Here is a 16,569-nt window from a genome sequence, read left to right on the forward strand (position 1 = left end):
GCTACCTCCTGGCTTTGCGGGTCTTGTCGTCAGGAGGTGGCGCGAAATGCCGGCGCAGGCGGGAGTCGGCCGAGAGCAAGCCGAGGACGCGCGCCTGGAACCAGCGCCAAGTCCGCTCGCGGAGGATGCCGTCGCCGACGTCGATGCCGTACTCGGAGTGGAGGTCGGCCTCGATCAGGGGCCAGAGGCCGAGCAGCATGGCCCAGCTCAGGTCTGACGGGACGCCCTTCCCTGCCCGCCCCTTCGTCGACGGGAGCCCCTCGTACCACTCGTAGAGCCCGGTGACCGGGTCGAATTCGCCGCAGCCGACTCCGAGGTATCGGGCTTCGCCTGCGCTCTGCGGGCCGCCCGATTCGCTTTTCCCGGCTGGTTACCGGTGCGCCAGTACTCGCGCGCGGTGTCCTTGTCAGTGGTCACCCAGAACATGACGGTGAGCGCCACGTGCTTGAACGGACCCCACCGCACCTCCTTGAGGAGCGGCCCGTACGCGGCGCCGAGGCACATGCGGTAGAGGTCCAGCTCCTCCTCGTCGTTGAGGAGCTCGACGCTCGGGGACGCCTTCTGTCCAGCGGCGAGGCGGGCCGCCATCGCAGTGATGCGCTCGATCTTCATGCCGTCCTCGGCCGAGGGATCCTCGATCCGATAGACGCGGGTCTCGCCGTCCTTGCCTAGGACCGGGAGGTCGAGGTACTCGTCGAGGAAGGCGTCGAGCGCGGCGAAGTCCTCGCTGCTCCCGGCCGCCATCAGGCGAGCGGGTTCGTGATCGGGGTGAGCGGGCCGTCACCGGTAAAGGTGATCTCCGTCTCGCCGAGCGCGGTGTACTCGCCGCCCGAGGGCTGCCAGTTGGGGATGGCCTTGCCCTCGTACGCCTCCGGCAGGCCGTTGCGGTTCATGTACCGCAGGTGGACCTTGTTGTCCGCGCCGTACGCGTAGTGAGCCAGGCGGATCTTCTCGTGCACGGGCGAGTAGACCTTGACGCTCTTGTTGGCCTTCCGCCGGATCGTGACGCCCAGCTCCCAAGACTGGCCCGTCTTCTCGTTGCTCGCCCAGCCGTCGCCGTCGTAGTCCGACGCGTCCTCGATGTTCGGCTCGGAGGCCGGCTGGAACTCCCTCACTCCAGGGCAGAGCTGCCAGTCCGGCGTATCGCCGATGGCAGCCATGTTGATCTCCAGCCGCCACTCGCGGGCAAGCTCGGTCTCTTCCGTGGGGGTCGACACAGGGGTCCTCCTAGTCGTTCAGGTGGGATCCGGGCCGCACGGACCGGACGTAGTAGTTGGCGGTCTTCTCCATCCGCCCGCGCGCGTCCTGGCCGATCCAGGCCTCGGAGTTGCGCCAGGAGATCTCCACCCGCACGCCGTGGGCATCCCAGCCCTGCCGGTTGTGCAAGACGGTGAAGACGTCGTTCGCCAGCTGCACCAGGTCGAGCGCGTTCACGCCCGCCCGCATGCGCACCTGGACGGCGGTCACGGAGTCCGTCGAGTCGTCGTCCGAGACCGGATACGGGGTGAGGCCGACGGCACGGTCCGGACCGTCCGGCATTCGGCCGAGGACGATGCCCGTCCCGCCTGCCGGCAGAGCTCCCGTCGGCGAGTAGACGCCGACGCTCTCGGCCGCCAGGAGCTCGGCGACACCGACCAGGAGGTCAGCGTCGTGCGTCTCCCCGCTCACCGCAGGGCCCTCCGGACCTGCGCCGCGATCAGTGCTTGTACAGTCGCCGCGTTCTCGTTGAGCGGGCCTTCCAGGTACTTTGCGGTCCGCCCGGGCGCATGCCGGTAGTCCATCTCCTCGTGCTGCCTGATCGCGTATGGGGTGTCGTACGAGACGACCGCGGTCAGGCTCGCCTCGTCGACGCTCGCCGTGCCCGAGTGCTGGAGCGGTCCCTCGTCCAGCGGCACGACTTCCTGCGCCCGCGCGAGGACGTGCTCCGCTCCGAGGTACAGGCCCCGGGCCGCGCCTGCCCGGATCTCCCGCGCGGCGGCCGTCCCGTCGAAGCGCATCCTGAAGTTCTGCGGCACGCCGATCACCTCATTCGAGCTGGATTTCCAGGTGGTTGGGGGTGCCGAGTCGCTTGCCGTCGCGCCGCTTCGCCTGAATGACGGTGGTCGTGCGGCCATCGGGGAGCGTCACTCGCGACAGGGCCGGCGCCGTCGTGCTGAGGTTGGCGTAGGCCGTCGATGTGCTCGTGACCTGCTCGCCGCCCGGCGTCCGTACCGCCCGGGTCTGCTCGTCGAGCAGGCACGGGACCGGGACCGGCGCCCCGTACAGGGAGCCGGTGCTGGACTCGCCCGCGTACGGCTCCACGGTGACCTCGTGGATCAGGTACCGAGCGGGAAGCCGACCCATCAGCAGCCTCCGGAGTACGCGATCCACCGGAGCTTGTCGCCGGGGATGCTCGCCAGCGCGCGGGTCAGCCCGGGCGCGTAGTAGTCCGGTCCGCTGCGGTTCGCGCCAGCGCCGTACTGGAGCTGGACACTGCCGATGACGACGCCCTGGAGGGGGCCGGACACGTCGGTTTCGACTCCGACCTCGCCCCAGAACTCCACCTGGCTGCAGACCGCGTCGGCGAACGCCGCCTGGACTACGGCGTCGGTCGGCATGCCGTCGTCGTCGACGTCGTAGACCGCGGCCTTTAGGAAGTCCGAGTCGAGGAGCCGAGTCGCACGCTCCAGGAGCTCCACCGCGTCCAGGGGCGGCGCCTTGTGCAGCGCGTTCGCGAGCTGCGTTGTCGTCGCGTAGGAACGGACGTCCGCCATCGTGGCGGGCGCTGGACCAACGGACACCAGCTCGTGCTCGACGCTCGCGCCCGTACCCGTGACGGTCCACGACAGACGCCAGATGCCAGCCACCGTGTAGATGACCGGGGCCGTCCAGGTCGAACCCCCGTCAGCACCCGTCACGACGGGCGTCACGACGACCCCGTCAGGACGCGTCACGACCAGCGTGGCGCCCGTCGTGACGTCCGCCGGATCTACCGCCAGGCGTGCCGTGACGAGGTCTCCCGCATCGGGCATCGTCAGCCTCCTCGTGTGCTGGAGGCCGCCAACCGCGGCCCGCTGGTGGATGCCGTGAGTGACGGCCCGCTCGTGCTCGGGGTGAGCGCAGGCCCGGCCGTGCTCGCGTCGAGGGCGCCCGCCGGCTGCTGCCGGTGGCCGACGAGGACGAGCGCCTGGCCGTGCTCGATCGCCGGGACGAGCCGGACCTTCGGGCCGATCAGGGCCCGGCTCGTCTCGACCGCGATCCCGAGCGCCTGATGCTTGGTCTGCGTGAGCGGCCGCGCGGCATCGTTGCCAGCCGCGGCCGCGAGGGTGCGCCGTTTCAGCCGGCCGAGTGGGAGCCCGGTCGCCGTCTCGACGGCGCGAACGAGGGCGAGCTGCGCGCGCGTGCCGAGGGGCTGCGCCTCCTCGAGGACGCCTGCGCCCGCGAGGGCCTGCGCCTTGGCCGTGCGGATCGGGCGGGCCTCGACGGTCTCCTCGGCCGTGACGAGATGCCCGGGGATGAGGAGCCGCTGCGCCTGGGTCGCCTCCGCGGCCGGGGCCAGGGTCACGCGCTTCGTCCCGGTGAGGGGGCGGGCGGTGACGGTCTCGCCAGCGGTCGGGAGCAGCTCGTGCTTGCGGCCGGTCAGCGACTGCGCAGCCTCGGCCACCACTGCGGCGGTCAGGGCTTGCGTCTTGCGGCCGGTGACCGGCTGACTCGTGGACGTCTCCCCGCTGGGGGAGAGGGTGCTGGTGGATCCACCGGTGAAGCTCAGTGCCTCACTGGTCTCGACCGCGTGCGGGAGCGCCCGCGCCCTCGCGCCCGGGAGGAGACGCGCCGTCCACGTCTCCTCCGCCGGCACGAGGGCGAGGGTCTTGCCGCCGCCCAGCGGTCTTGCGGCGGCAGTCTCGACCGCGAGGCCGAGACTGCGCGCCTTGGCCCGACCGAGTGGCCGGGCCGTACCCACCTCACCCGCCGCATTCCCTGCGGTGGTCTTCACACGGCCCAACGGGCGGGCCGTGCTGGTCTCTTGAGCGCCCTGGAGCCCGGAGGCCGGGGACAGCGTCAGCGCCGTCCCTGTCTCCTCGGCCGTCCCGAGCGTGAGCCTCTTCGCCCGGCCGAGCGGCCGCGCGGTGCTGGTCTCCTCGGCCGGCTGCACTCCGGTGGCCGGGACGAGCGGCATCGCCGTGCTCGTCTCGACGGCCGTCCCGAGCGCGCGCGCCCGGGACAGACCGAGCGGGCGCGCCGTGTCGGTGCCGGAGGCGAGGCTGAGCGGCTGTGCCTTGCGCCGGCCGAGTCCCTGGCCGGCGTCCGCCGCCAACGCCGTGGCCAGCGTGCTGCGCTTGCTGCGGGCGAGGGCCTGGCCCGCGTCCGTCTCGACTGCGACACCGAGCGTCTTGCGCTTCGCCCGGGCGAGCGGCTGTGAGACGTCGCTGCCAGCCGCTACGGCGAGGGCCTGGCGCTTGGCCCGGGTGAGTGCCTGCGCGGTCGACGTCTCAGCGCACCGTGCGAGGACGGCCCGCTTGGCGAGCGGCTGCCCGGTGTCCGTCTCGCCGGCGAGGCCGAGCGTCCGGGTCTTCTGCCGTGCGAGGGCCTGCGCCGTGGCGGTCTCGGCCGCGACGGTGAGGGCCTTCGTCTTCCTGCGGGCGAGCGCCTGCGCGGTGTTCGTCTCGGTCGCGGTGCCGAGGGCCAGGGTCTTGCGGCGGCCGAGGGCCTGCGCCGTCCCGGTCTCCGCGGCGAGGGCGACCGCCTTCGCCTTGACCTTGCCGAGGGCCTGCCCGGTGTTCGTCTCCGAGGAGAGGGTGAGAGCGGCGGTCGTCGGGGGGACGAACTCGACCAGCGCCCACAGCGTACTGACGCGTCGGGCGGTCGACTGGCTGACGTTCGACCGGTACCCGATCTGCGCCGAGTCCAGCGTCGTCGGCGTCCACGCAGTGCTCGTCTGGGGGTTGGTGTACGCGGTGAGCTGGTACGGGAACGGCGAGCCGACCTTGTGGACGGACCACGTGTTGATGGACGCCACCGAGACGGACGCCGACTCGACTGTGGTGCCGCTGGCCTGCCCCTTGATGCGGTAGACGATCGAGGCCGCCGTGGCAGCCGTTGATCCGACCCGGCCCCCGACTTGTACGAGTGTGATGCTGTCGGACGCGCCGATGCCCGCGGATGACGAGGAGGCGATGTTGAAGTCGTCGATCCCCGTTGTGCCGGTCGCCGTGGTGGCGTTGTAGGAGGTCGCGTCGTCGGGTGTGACCTCGGAGACGCGCCCCCAGTTGTTCGCGGCGCCGGCGGTTCCGCCCACGACCGTGGTCCAGAGGTTGTTGTCGCCTGCCGCGTTGGGCCGCAGGTGCACGACGCTGCCGGCGCCCGGGAGTCCGGCCTGGACGCTGCCGGTGGTGTCGTTGACGGCGACGTCGTCGATGTAGATGTCGGTGGTCGCGGCGAGCTGCACGCCCATGCGCACGCGGGAGAAGCCGGTGATGTTGGAGCACAGGGTGTCGGCGAAAAGGGTCCCGTTCAGGTAGCCCTTGAAGGCGGAGAGGCCCGATGCGATGACGCCGCCGTTGTCGACGTCGGTGAAGTCGAGTTCGATGCGGTGCCAGACGCCCGTCGTGAGCGCTGCCGATGTGCCGGTGAGGGTGGTCTCGGTGAAGCCGTCGCGGAGCACCAGCGTGCCGTCGGTCTGGAGCCGGAGCAGGCCAGGGAAGTAGCTCGCCTGCCCGATGCCGTAGACGTTGGTCGCGGTGCTGGGGAGCGTGTCGACGCGCAGGTAGAGCCGGTGCATCGTGCGCATGACGACGCCGCTGGTGAGCTGGTGCTCGACGAACGAGGTGGCGGCGGTGGGGTTGCAGCGCAGGGAGGCCGCTCCGGCACGGTGGACGGAGGTGGAGATCGACGGCGACCCGGTGACGACCGCGCCACTGTTGACCGCGAACTCCAGGCTGGTGCTCTGAAGCTCGAATCCCGTCGTCCACATCCGCGCCATGAGCTGGCCTCCCCGTGGATCAGGCTGCCGAGCTGGACCGCACGAAGTCGGCGATCGTCAGCGTGAAGTCCGACCCGTCGGGCGTCATCGTGACGTCGTGCTTCGTAAGCGGGATCAGGTCCGAGTCGGTCCCGGTCGTCGTGTCCGGGTCGTAGCAGATGACCACCGCCGAGATGGCGTTCCCGGACGCTGCGGTCCACGTGATGTCGGCGGAGTCGATGTTCCACCTGTCATTGGTGTCGTCGACCGCCGAGGTGACAGACGCGAGGGTCTTGCGGCCCATGGTGGTCTGCTCGTTGGACGCGCCCGCGAGGAGCGTGGACAGGTCGTCGTAGTCCCGCATGGTGGCGTCGTTGACGATGCCGGACGTCTCGATCGGCACCATGATCAGTGCGTCGTTGGTGAGGGGCAGGCCAGCGTAGTAGGCGAGCCTGCCAAGGGAGATGTTGAAGACGATGTTCGCCATCGTGTGTCCTCCAGGCATGCGGAAGGGGGCCCCGAAGAGCCCCCTCACCGCAGATGATCCGGCCCTACGCCGAGCAGCCGATGATGTGGATGTCGTAGGTAACGCCGGTCGTGCCACCCGAGTTGGCGATCTTCAGCAGGTCCGCTGTCGTCGCCGTGACCGCGTAGCCCGTGGCGTCCGCGAGCCCCGTGCCGACCGCAACGAACGCGCCCGGCCGCAGAGTCAGCGTGTGCGTCGCGCCGAGCAGCGTGATCCAAGGCGCCGAAGCCGCCGCACCCACGACCACGTTGTTGATGTTGTCCTTCGACGCCGCGATGACCAGGCCCTTGATGCGGGCGAAGGTGATCGCGGTCCCGAAAGCGTCGAGCAGGACGCCAGCGAGGTCGAGGTCCTCGGTGCCCGACGCGGCCAGCGTGCGCCGATCGGAGAACATCCTGTCGGCCTTGCCCGCACCCGTACCCGAGGCGAGCGCCATGGACTTGGACAGGATCTGCTTGGCGCTGCCCGTGCCGAAGTCGAGAGCCTGCGTCAGCTCGCCGGAGGCACTGAGGGCGAGCATCGCTCCTGAGAGAGGCATGTCCGATCCCCGATCAGGTCGCGATGACGAGCGGCACGGCCCGCTTGAAGGCGGGCGTGGCGATCGTCGCCGGGGCGGTGGCGCCGATACCGGAGCCGGACGTCTGGGAGAGGTTGCCCTCGCCCGTGAGGAACGGCTTCGCCCCGGCCGAGCCGACCAGCGTCGGCACCGTGGACGCCGCGATGGAGAGCGCCGCGTAGTAGATGCCCGACTTGGTGACGCGCTGTGCCGTGGCCAGAGCGAAGGTCTTCGCGGTGTCGGCCGCCCACGCCTCCGAGGTCCTGTCCACGGACTGCGCGAGCAGCGTGCCGGCCCCGTTGTAGAGCGCGGCGATCTGGTTCGTCAGCGTGCCGCCGGCCGTCCCTGCCGAGATGAACGTCAGGCTGGAGACGAGGTCGCCGTCCTGAAGGTAGATCGCGACGGAACACATGACGCCAGTGGCGGCCGCGGCGACGTCGTCCAGGCCGGTGCGCGGGAGGTTTGCCCGGTGGAAGACGGCCTCCGGGTCCGGACGGCCTGCCGAGTTGAGCCAGCCGAGCTCGTTGCGGGTGTTCCCCTTGAATGTGCCGAGGAGCGTCACAGTCCGGCACCTCCGTTCTGCTCGGTCTCGGCCGGAGCCGTGGGCGTCTTGGCCGCGAGGATCTCCTCGCGCTTGCTGGTGACGCTGACGCGCGACTTCTTCGCCGCGGCCTCCGCGTCCAGGACGCGGGTCGCCTCCTCGAGGTCCGCCTCGTCGAGGTGGGCCAGGACCTCCTCGACGCTGTGCTGCGCGGGGTCGAACGGCACGGCCGGCGGGATCGGTTCGCGCTGCCCGACGACGACGCTGACGATCTCCAGCGCGTGCTCCTCGTCGCTCTTGCCTTCGGACGGGGCAACGCCGTAGCCCTGCCGGCGGAAGTACTCCAGGGCCGCCCTGCCCTCCTTCGTGGAGTCGTCCACGAAGCCGGTTCCCTTGGTGAACTGGACGCCGACGGACTCGCCGGAGAAGGAGCGGACGGGGGCTTCGATGCGGTACTTGGTCGTCATGGTCACCGGACCTTCACGTTGCGCAGGACGCCGCAGCTCTTGGTGTTGCGGAGGACGGCAGCGACGGGACCCATCTCGATCTCGCCGCTCTTGACGGCGCCGGGCTGGGTGAAGTCCGGCAGGTACGTCTCGACCAGCGGGGAGCCCGCCATCGAGGCGCCGTGGAACGCGTCCAGGCCGAGGCTGACGGCGTAGATGTCGGTGAGGCCCGTGATGGTGCCGCCCGCGCCTCCGCCGTCGGTGTCCGCGGACCGGATCGGGATGATCGGCGCGGAGCCGTCGGAGCGGTCACCGAGGTCGACCAGGACCCAGTCGCCGTACCGCTCAATCAGCATGCCGAGGCTGTTGCGGTCCGAGGTGAACTGGGACGCGCGGCGGGCCAGGGCCTTGATCCGGCTGACGCTCTTGGTGTTGCCGAGGATCGCCTTCACGCCGGCCGGGACCGACCCGTCCGCGCCCGTGTCACCGGACCCCGTCTGCGAGCCCATGATCCGGGCCAGGAAGTCATCGAACGCGTCGAAGGCGCTCATGGCGATGTCTTCGCTGTTGACCGTGGCCGGAGACCAGTCCAGGTATCCGGTCGCGACGCCCTCGGCGAGCGGCAGGTACTCGGTGCTCTGGCCGGTCAGGGCCTTGTCCAGGCCGTCGAAGCCAGCGTCGTCGACGGCGGTGTCGCCGAGGATGAGCTCCTGCTGGAACCGGGTGCGCATCGAGACCAGCTTCTGCGAGAGCTGGAAGCTGATCTCGTTGGACGCGGCCGGCCCGAGGCGGGCCAGCTTGCGGTCGACGGTGAACGAGCCGCCCAGAGGGTGGAGCTCGACCGTCTTCCGCTCGCGGGTCGCCTGGTTGGGGACGTACTCCTCGTTGAACCGGCGGAACGACACCGCGGACGGCGCGAGCAGCCGGGTGTAGCCGTAGGTGAGGGAGCTGTCGCCCGTGCCCGGCGTCGCCGTGTCGTCCCAGACGAAGTTGTTGAACAGCCACGAGTTGCGGCGGAGGTTGTCGATGACGGCGAAGTCGATGTCCGCCTGGGTGTTGAGCTGCGCCTGAGCGAGCGTCACGGGCATGGGGTACTCCTGAGGTCAGTTTCCGTAGTGGTTTTTGACCGCTCCTGCGAGCGATCCGGCGCGCTGCTTCGCGGCGCCTTCGCCGGTCCCGCCGGACAGATCGGCGCCGGACTTGCCCGCGGGCGGGGTCATGGCGAACGCCTTGTTCTCGTCGACGGCGTCCTTGATGGCCTTGTCGAGGGCGGTCTGGAAGCCCTTGTCGGCCGGGTCGAGCTCGGCGATCGCGGCGACGAATGCGCGTGAGTCGAGGAGCGCGCCGGCGCGGGCCTTCAGCTTGTCGGCCCTTCCCCAGACGGCCAGTTCGACGTCCTTCGCGCGCAGGGCCGCGTCCTTCTGGGAGAGCGCGGTGTCCTTCTGTGCGATCGCGTCGGCGAGGGCCTTCGGGTCGGGCGGGGTGTCGTCCTTCACCAGGCCCAGGGCCTTGCCGAGCTTCGCCGTCAGGGCCGATACCGCGTCGTCCGCGGCCTGCTTCTTCGCGTCCGTACGCGCCTTGCCCGCGTCCCGCCGGGCATCGGCGAGTTCCTTCTCCAGCCGCTTCACGGTGGCGGAGAGATCGTCGCCCTTGCCGTCCTTGCCCTGGCCGGTGCCCTTGCCGGCGCCGTCCCCCGAGCCGCCGACGGCTCCGTCTCCGGAGCCGCCGTCACCTCCCGCGCCGTCGCCCCCGTCACCGGTTCCGTCGCCGCCGGATCCGGAGCCGTCGCCGTCCCCTCCGTCCGCGTACAGGTACGGGGAGAAAGGGCCGTGCCCGTAGGGGTGCGCCCAGCCGCCTCCCGCCAGTCGGGGTCGGGGCAGCGTCTTCTTCGGCATGTCGCCCTCCAGGGCATGAGTCGCCCGCGCCTGGCGGGCATTGGAGATCGGGCCGCACCAGGCGTGCCCGTGGTGGTGCCATGCGGCCCGCGCCTGGCGGGCCTCAGGAGTGACCCGCTCCAGGCGGATCGTGTTCTCGGCCCGCACCAGGCAGGCCGAAGTCTGTGGGCTTAACAGGCGCTCTCGACCGCTGCGGCGTACGTTCGGGAGATGAGCCAGAACGAAGGTCAGCGCAGGTGCCCCCTCTGCGGGCAGCCCCTCAAGTACCTCGGCGATGTGGACACGACGGCCATGGGCCATGAAGGCCGTGAGCAGCAGCGTGGCTCGTACAAGTGCGTGACCGAGGAGTGCGACAACTTCGAATCGATCGTGAACGACCCGATCTAGCGGGCGCGTGAGAGCTGCTCGCGGTGACTCTTACGAGGCAGGCCCGTGTCGGCCACCAGCTCGCGGATCCGGCCCTGGTACTCGCGGATCTTGGCGTTGGCCCGGGCCTTCTTTTTGTCGTCGAGCGCCCCGGCCGCCTCGCGCTTCCACCTTCGGACCTGACGTTCCAGGTAGCGCTGTTTCTGCGACTGTTCGTACGTCGCCCGCGAGCGTTGCTCCTTGGGGCCTGGGCCCTTGGTCACGCCGGGCAGGTAGATCGACACGCTATGGCGGCAGTTCGGATGCATGAGCCCGGCCGCACGGGCCTCGGGGAGGGAGCCGGCCACGCTGACGCTGATCATGCGGTCGTCCTCGGTTGCGTGCTCCACCTCAACCCGGCCCGCGCCAGGCTCGCCGTCGCGCCGCAGGACCTTCCCCTCCCAGGGCTTGCAGCGTGGACACTCTTCCGGGGCGTCGGACACCCTGACCAGGTCGATTCCGGCCGCCGCGAGCCGGTCCGTGTGCGCCTCCACGGCCGCACGCCCGAGTGCGGAGCGGGAAGCCATCTCGACATAGCTCGTCAGGTTCCAGGCCCTGCCGCTCCTGTCGACGAAGCCAATCACGCCCTTGCCGGCGAACCGGCCGAGGGCACGCTCGGCTGCCTGCCGCCGCGTTGTCGCGCCGAGGAGCGGCGCTGACGTGGCCTCGGCGATAACCTGCCGATACACGTCCAGGCCAGTCCGCAGGATCCGCATGTGCGTCGCCCCGGTCTCCGAGACGAGCGCCGCGGCCAGGCGGTCCACAGCCGCGGCCGACGGCAGCGCCTCAACTGCGGCGAGCGCCGGGCCGGTGGCCACCGCGCCGAGTTCGAGGATCGCCGCCTGCTGCCCGCGGTCGTACGCCTCCGCGACGGCCTGCCCGATCGCGCCCGATGCGTCGGCCTGGAGGGCAGCGATGATCTCAACGATGGCTGCCTGGAGGTTGCCGAGAGCGGCGACCTTCAACTCCGCCCATAGCGGCGAGTCCAGACCCTCGGCAAGTGCCTGCGTGACCTTCTCGATCAGCGCGAGTTCCGCCTGCTCGTACAGCATGGAGATGGCAGATGCGAGGTCCTCGGCCATGCTCGGGGACACCGGCATGACGACCTCCTGACGTGCAGCGACAGCCGGAAGGTGTGATGCGTACCACAGGTACCCGGCAGTCACGTAAACCGGGCTAGGCCACTAGTAACCGCTTGGTGTATAGGGCCCGTTGGGGACATCGCTGCACCTGAGCGCCCCGTACGGCCTCCGTCGACTCGTTCTGAGGGGCCGACACGCCGAAATCGCAACTCACAAATGAACAACTGTGGCGCGTTTCACACTACTTGCACTGATCACGGAGCCTGCCCGCAAATGGTTTTTGAGGCCGCAGAAAGCCTCCCCGCCGGTCAGCTGCAGCCAACAAACGGCTGCGGCCCCCTGCTACGAACAGGAGGCCGCCGGGTACTCGGATCGACACCCGTAAGGGGCCGCTACCCATGTTTCATCGTAGTGCTGCACGTCGAAAGCGCCAGAGGAACGAGGCGGAGGTCACTCCGCAGCGGGCACAGCGCAACTACGCGGTACGCGCGTCCGTGGTGGGCGGGATAGTCCTCGCAGCCATGACACTCGCAGGCCTGGTCGATACGGACAAGGCGACCGCGGCCGGCACGGTCTTGGGAGTGACAGTCACGGTCGCCCTGGCTAGTCGGAACCGGCCGCAACCGTAGCGTCCGAACCTCCGGGGGTGCCTCCCTGCCCATGCTCCACGGTAGCGGGGGCACCGCCGAAGTCAGGACGATCCGCCCCGAGCGTGAGCGGGTCTTCGACCAGGCGGCCGGTCTCCTTGAGGATCCGGTCGACCTCCTGGCGCTGCTCCCGGTCGTCCCAGTCCGGGTGCAACAGGGCGACCTTTGCCTCCGTGGACGCGGCCTCGGCCTGCTGGAGCAGTGAGGCAGTCTCGGCCAGGGACTTGATGTCGTCCTGGACGCTGTCCTGGAAGGAGACTTCTGGCCGCTCGACCTCGACGCCCTTGATCCCAGGGAACATGCCGTCGGCCTCCATCATGAGGAGGACCTCGACGATGTCCGCGATCCCTACGGCCCCGAGCTCGGTCTTGCGCGCGCGGGTGGACATGCTGCGTGCGGTTCGCGCCTTGATCTCGGTGGCCGTCACCGCGGGCCCGGCGGAGTCGTCGCCGAACGTTCCGCCGCTGTAGCCGGCGTTCCGGATGACCTTGCCCACGAACTCTTCGATCGTGGCCCGGTGTTCCTCGTGCCTGATCATGAACTGGTTCAAGGTGATCTGCTGGTCGGACGTCGGCGGCACGTTCATCGGGGCGTAGACGTCCCGGTCTTCCCAGGTGGCGCCCTGCCCCGGGCCGTTGGTCACGAGGTAGCCGGACGGGACGATGATGCGGGACTTCGCGAGGCGGATGTCCCGCATCCAGCTGGTGTACGTCTCGTCGATCGACGACAGGAAGCCCTCGGCGCCCTGGTAGTCCGACGCTCCGAGGCCGACCGCGCCGGGCAGGTCCCGCCAGTCCCCGGCGATCATCGTGTTCGGGATGTACGTGCAGGCGAGGCGCCTGCCGATCGGCAGCGTCCGGGCCGGCAGCAGGTTCTTCGTCTCGTCGAAGGACTTCAGCCCGATCGGCTTGCCGAGGTTGTCCTCACTGCCCTCGTAGACCTCGTGCAGGATCGTGCCCGGCTCATGTCGCTCGACGTGCCGGATGATCTTCTGTCCGTCGACGTCGAGGACGCGCCAGAAGGTGACTGCACGGAGCTTGTCGCCGTACGCGAACGACGGTGCCGCGCCGTCCGCGTGGACGAGGGACGCCCAGGGACGGTCGGAGATCTCGTCGTCCCAGACCACGCGCAGGTACGCGCCTCCGAGGGCGGCACAGATCTCACCGGACGCGATCAACGTGCGCTTCATGCCCGCGTCCATCAGCGCCTCGAGCCGCTTCTGCGTCTCCTTGTTGCTCGCCTTCAGCGTGGGCGGCTCGGAGTACAGCAGGTCGGACGACGTGCGGGCGATGTCCTTGGCGAGCGGCATGTGCAGGCTGGTGCGCTTCTCGCCGAGCGGAGTCGGCTCGCCCCAGAACCAGCGGGCGACGCGGCCGACCATGCCGCCGCGGTACTGCGACGGCCGGTTCTCGGCGGCCCCGAAGCGGGCGTTGTCGCGGTGCCGGTTGCGGTACCGGTACGACAGCCGGTCGGGGTTCGCGGCGTACCAGGCGGACCAGTCGGCCATGTCTGCCTGGATCGAGGGGTCGATCGGGGGCCAGCGGGTGCCCTTAGCGGGGAGCGGCATCGGGCACTTCCTCCTCGTCGGGCTTCTCAAATGCGTCGGCCAGGTCCCGGAACAGTGCGGGGAGCTCGGTCCGCATCTTGGGCCAGGTGTCGCCCTCGGCCTCGCCGACGACGACAGCGAGTTGCCCCTCGGTCTGGAGCAGCACTTCGACCCTCACGCGGCCACCTCCAGGTTCGCGCGGACCAGGTGCCGCCAGTCGTGAGCAGTGGAGTGGAGGCCGTAGCGGAGGGCGTCGACGGAGTGGTCGTCGACCTTCATCGGCTTGTCCTCGCCGGCGGCCGCGGCCTTCTCGTCCCACGCGTACGAGGGGAGCTCAGCGAGCAGCCCAGTGCACGAGCGGTGAACGTGCAGCAGGTCGGAGCCGAGCGCGACGCTGACGCTGCGGATCCCGTCCTTGACGTCGTTGTTGGCCTTCGCGACGCCCTGCATTCCGTCGGACCACAGCTGCGTCATGAACGATGCGGCACTCGGGTCGACGAAGATCCATTGAGGCTGGACGCCCTCACCGCCGCGGTGCTTGTACGTGGCGAGCCACTGCCGTACGGCGACGCTGTACTGAGCGTCGGTCAGCTGGCGCCGCTCCACGCGGGAGTCGTGCCGGTACTCGGAGGCGACGTACAGCCGGTCGTCGGTCCCGATGCCCACGAGGAGCGCGGAGAACGGGTTGATCGTGCCGTAGTCCAGGCCCACGCACATCCAGTGCCGGATGTCGGGGAGGGTGTCGACGACGTGCTTGGCCTCGTCGAACATGTCGTAGACGACGCCCTCGGCCAGGCACCATTCGCCGAGGACGAACCGCCGGTAGAACAGGCCCTGGTACTCGATCTTCAGGTTCGCGACGTAGGCCGGCGGTAGGTACGGGTTGTCGTGCAGGCTGAAGCTGAACCGGTGGAGGTCGAGGGCCTTCGGGTCCTCGGACATGACCTCGGCCCCGTCGCGCCGTACGTGCAGGCGCGCGCGGTCGAGGAACTTCTTCTTCAGCCAGTGGTTCGGGCCCTCGGGGTTCGTGGTGCCGAACCACTGCGCGCCCTCGACGGAGAGGCGGGTGCCGAGCATCGAGAAGAACGACTCGGGGAAGGTCGTGACCTCGTCCATGTAGGCCCCGGCGAGGGTCAGGCCCTTGATCTTGTCTGCGGCTCTCTCGTCATTGGCGCCGGCCACGTAGATGGTGCGGCCGAAGATGATGACCTCGCCGACGCCGGCCTTGTACTTGCATCGCTTCACGCCGACCATCGCCACGATGACGTCGATGATGTTGCGCTTCAGCGTGCGTTCGGTCTTGCCGACCATGAGGAGCGCGCCCGGGGGACCGGTGCGGATGTACCGCAGCCAGACCATGATCGAGCTGATCGTCTTCGAGGAGCGGACGGCGCCTTCCCACAGGTTGCCGCGCGCGGTGGCGAGCTGCGTCGAGCGGAGCTGCTTGCCCACGAGGGTGTCGTACATGCCGCCCCCTACGTGCCGCCCATCATCCCCTTCAGCCAGGCGTCGACGGCGGCCAGGCCCTCGGTGTCCTGTTCGGCCGGGGACAGCTTCAGCGAGCGGTCAATCGCGGTGGCCACGACGCCGAGCAGCGCGCGCTTGTCGGATGGCGTGGGCTCGGAGGCCTCGTGGGTGTCGAAGTCGTGGTCCTTGCCGCCCCAGTCGAAGTAGACGTGAGGCTGGTTGACCTTCTCCAGCTCGCGTTCGGCGACGTCCTGGAGGCGTTGCGCGAGTGCGGCACGGCGGTCGGCGAGGTCTGCCTGGCGGATCTCGGTGGCCTGTTGGACCTGAGCGGCTCGGGCGAAGGAGAGGCCGAGGCCCTTGGCGATCTCGCTGATCGTGCGACCGGATCGGCCGAGCTCGGCCGCGATTTCGTTGCGGCCTTTGCCTGCGGCGTGCAGTTCGCGGACGCGTTCACGCTCGGCGTCGGTGACGGGGTTGGCGCTGCCCATGGGTGGGTCACCCCCCTGGACATGGCGAAGGCCCGCACGGTGGCGGGCCTCCGGTGCTGCGCTCGATGGCGCCAGCTATGAGTCTGTGGTGTCCGGGCACGCCGGACTTGCGCTCAGAATGCGGCACGCGATCCCGGAATGCAACTACGTCAGATCTCGCTCTTGTGCTTCGGGCAGAGCTGGGCCACGGCTGCGCCGATGAGGTAGCCGGAGTTCGCCTCGCCGATCTGGAGGTTCTCCTCGGCCTTCATGGCGACCGCGAGCGGTGTGTTTCCGGCGTCCATGGCGTCGCAGGAGGTGTGACCGAACTCGAGGAGCGTGGCGTCAGGGATCTTTTTGAGTGCGGGGACCTTGCCGCGGGAGGCGATGAGGAAGGCGTTCTCCGCATTGGTGTGGCTGTCGGCCTTCGCGGAGGGGGACATCTTCGGCTTGGAGTCGGTGGTGTCGGTGTCGACGGTGCAGCCGGTGAGGGCGAGGATGCCGGCGACGCCGAGGGTGGCGACGGTGGTGCGGGTGCGCATGGGTCCCCCTGGGGTGATGGTCACGAGGGGGAATCGTCGCGCTGGCGGTGAGGCTGCGGGCCCCTGTCGCGACACTGTGACGCTGCGTTCGAGGCTTCGGCCGTCGCCTGCGGTGGATCTGTTCGCGGGAGGCGGGGGCATGACGGCACGTCATGAGCCCCTGACCTGCGCGTATTTATGAATGTATGGGGGTGTCGGCGCTACCGGTATGATTTGAGAAGAGACCGAACGGACCCTCCACTGAGCCTGATTGTGGGGGTCGGCTCCTTAGGCCCCGGCCCGCATAGGGCGGGTCGGCCGAGGGAAAGGGAGGTCTCCCGATGTGTAACCCGGCCGAAGAGTCTGAGGAGTCCGACGACTCGATGGATCGTGGCAGGTGGACGAGCTACCAGAAGTGGACGCTCGGCTTGGCCGCGTCGGGGGTGCTTGTCACCATCGTCATCGGTGCGGCGCAGTTCGTGGCCACTCGCTAAGAGTGTGAAGAGTCTTCGGTCGGAGACCGGCAGCTGGC

21 protein-coding genes are annotated in these 16,569 nt (G+C 69.6%); 1 reads left to right on the plus strand and 20 read right to left on the minus strand.

Features of this window, described 5'->3' with window-relative positions:
- Window position 1 precedes the first annotated feature (1 nt).
- The 14 genes from ACIRQH_RS19745 to ACIRQH_RS19810 all read right to left on the minus strand — a co-directional run bounded on the left by ACIRQH_RS19745 (window position 2) and on the right by ACIRQH_RS19810 (window position 10,049).
- Window positions 2-199 (minus strand): hypothetical protein, encoded by a 198-nt coding sequence (locus ACIRQH_RS19745; RefSeq protein WP_404226664.1) that lies wholly within the window; start codon window positions 197-199, stop codon window positions 2-4.
- A gap of 8 nt (window positions 200-207) precedes the next feature.
- Window positions 208-744, minus strand: coding sequence for a hypothetical protein (locus ACIRQH_RS19750; protein WP_404226665.1), 537 nt, complete (start codon window positions 742-744; stop codon window positions 208-210).
- Entirely contained in the window at window positions 744-1,217 is a 474-nt protein-coding gene (locus tag ACIRQH_RS19755) for a phage tail tube protein (protein WP_404226666.1), read from the minus strand. Before ACIRQH_RS19755 ends, ACIRQH_RS19750 begins: the two co-directional genes overlap by 1 nt.
- A gap of 10 nt (window positions 1,218-1,227) precedes the next feature.
- Entirely contained in the window at window positions 1,228-1,668 is a 441-nt protein-coding gene (locus ACIRQH_RS19760) for a minor capsid protein (protein WP_404226667.1), read from the minus strand.
- Window positions 1,665-2,015: a hypothetical protein gene (locus ACIRQH_RS19765; protein WP_404226668.1), complete on the minus strand. Its 351-nt coding sequence runs from the start codon at window positions 2,013-2,015 to the stop codon at window positions 1,665-1,667. The genes ACIRQH_RS19760 and ACIRQH_RS19765 overlap by 4 nt, the downstream gene beginning before the upstream one ends.
- Before the next feature lie 10 nt (window positions 2,016-2,025).
- The gene (locus ACIRQH_RS19770; protein ID WP_404226670.1) at window positions 2,026-2,343 is read right to left on the minus strand and encodes a hypothetical protein; all 318 of its coding nucleotides are present in this window, start codon (window positions 2,341-2,343) and stop codon (window positions 2,026-2,028) included.
- Complete coding sequence (locus tag ACIRQH_RS19775; RefSeq protein WP_404226672.1) at window positions 2,343-3,011, minus strand: hypothetical protein; 669 nt, start codon at window positions 3,009-3,011, stop codon at window positions 2,343-2,345. The genes ACIRQH_RS19770 and ACIRQH_RS19775 overlap by 1 nt, the downstream gene beginning before the upstream one ends.
- Window positions 3,012-3,013: 2 nt before the next feature.
- Complete coding sequence (locus ACIRQH_RS19780; RefSeq protein ID WP_404226673.1) at window positions 3,014-5,959, minus strand: hypothetical protein; 2,946 nt, start codon at window positions 5,957-5,959, stop codon at window positions 3,014-3,016.
- Between the two features lie 19 nt (window positions 5,960-5,978).
- Window positions 5,979-6,425 carry a hypothetical protein gene (locus tag ACIRQH_RS19785; protein ID WP_404226674.1) on the minus strand — a complete coding sequence of 149 codons (447 nt, stop codon included), beginning with the start codon at window positions 6,423-6,425 and terminating at the stop codon, window positions 5,979-5,981.
- A gap of 64 nt (window positions 6,426-6,489) precedes the next feature.
- Window positions 6,490-7,002, minus strand: coding sequence for a hypothetical protein (locus ACIRQH_RS19790; RefSeq protein WP_404226675.1), 513 nt, complete (start codon window positions 7,000-7,002; stop codon window positions 6,490-6,492).
- Between the two features lie 13 nt (window positions 7,003-7,015).
- Window positions 7,016-7,582, minus strand: a complete 567-nt coding sequence (locus ACIRQH_RS19795; RefSeq protein WP_404226676.1) for a hypothetical protein — start codon at window positions 7,580-7,582, stop codon at window positions 7,016-7,018.
- Window positions 7,579-8,028 carry a hypothetical protein gene (locus ACIRQH_RS19800; protein WP_404226677.1) on the minus strand — a complete coding sequence of 150 codons (450 nt, stop codon included), beginning with the start codon at window positions 8,026-8,028 and terminating at the stop codon, window positions 7,579-7,581. The genes ACIRQH_RS19795 and ACIRQH_RS19800 overlap by 4 nt, the downstream gene beginning before the upstream one ends.
- Before the next feature lie 2 nt (window positions 8,029-8,030).
- The gene (locus ACIRQH_RS19805; RefSeq protein WP_404226678.1) at window positions 8,031-9,095 is read right to left on the minus strand and encodes a major capsid protein; all 1,065 of its coding nucleotides are present in this window, start codon (window positions 9,093-9,095) and stop codon (window positions 8,031-8,033) included.
- Between the two features lie 15 nt (window positions 9,096-9,110).
- Window positions 9,111-10,049, minus strand: coding sequence for a hypothetical protein (locus ACIRQH_RS19810; RefSeq protein ID WP_404226679.1), 939 nt, complete (start codon window positions 10,047-10,049; stop codon window positions 9,111-9,113).
- A 63-nt stretch (window positions 10,050-10,112) separates the two neighbouring features.
- On the opposite strand from ACIRQH_RS19810, the gene ACIRQH_RS19815 reads away from it, so the two are divergent.
- On the plus strand, window positions 10,113-10,289 hold the full coding sequence (locus ACIRQH_RS19815; RefSeq protein WP_404226680.1) for a hypothetical protein: 177 nt from the start codon (window positions 10,113-10,115) through the stop codon (window positions 10,287-10,289).
- Here ACIRQH_RS19815 and ACIRQH_RS19820 read toward each other — a convergent pair.
- The 6 genes from ACIRQH_RS19820 to ACIRQH_RS19845 form a co-directional block, all read right to left on the minus strand.
- The gene (locus tag ACIRQH_RS19820) at window positions 10,286-11,389 is read right to left on the minus strand and encodes a phage minor capsid protein (RefSeq protein WP_404226681.1); all 1,104 of its coding nucleotides are present in this window, start codon (window positions 11,387-11,389) and stop codon (window positions 10,286-10,288) included. The two genes, ACIRQH_RS19815 and ACIRQH_RS19820, sit on opposite strands and share 4 nt — an antisense overlap.
- Before the next feature lie 603 nt (window positions 11,390-11,992).
- Entirely contained in the window at window positions 11,993-13,603 is a 1,611-nt protein-coding gene (locus ACIRQH_RS19825; protein WP_404226682.1) for a capsid protein, read from the minus strand.
- Complete coding sequence (locus ACIRQH_RS19830) at window positions 13,587-13,760, minus strand: hypothetical protein (RefSeq protein ID WP_404226683.1); 174 nt, start codon at window positions 13,758-13,760, stop codon at window positions 13,587-13,589. The genes ACIRQH_RS19825 and ACIRQH_RS19830 overlap by 17 nt, the downstream gene beginning before the upstream one ends.
- Window positions 13,757-15,049 carry a PBSX family phage terminase large subunit gene (locus tag ACIRQH_RS19835; RefSeq protein WP_404226684.1) on the minus strand — a complete coding sequence of 431 codons (1,293 nt, stop codon included), beginning with the start codon at window positions 15,047-15,049 and terminating at the stop codon, window positions 13,757-13,759. The genes ACIRQH_RS19830 and ACIRQH_RS19835 overlap by 4 nt, the downstream gene beginning before the upstream one ends.
- Before the next feature lie 8 nt (window positions 15,050-15,057).
- Window positions 15,058-15,537: a helix-turn-helix domain-containing protein gene (locus ACIRQH_RS19840; protein WP_404226685.1), complete on the minus strand. Its 480-nt coding sequence runs from the start codon at window positions 15,535-15,537 to the stop codon at window positions 15,058-15,060.
- A 149-nt stretch (window positions 15,538-15,686) separates the two neighbouring features.
- Window positions 15,687-16,058 carry a DUF732 domain-containing protein gene (locus ACIRQH_RS19845; RefSeq protein WP_404226686.1) on the minus strand — a complete coding sequence of 124 codons (372 nt, stop codon included), beginning with the start codon at window positions 16,056-16,058 and terminating at the stop codon, window positions 15,687-15,689.
- Window positions 16,059-16,569 lie beyond the last annotated feature (511 nt).

This window comes from Streptomyces sp. NPDC102279, assembly GCF_044766365.1.
GTDB lineage: Bacteria > Actinomycetota > Actinomycetes > Streptomycetales > Streptomycetaceae > Streptomyces.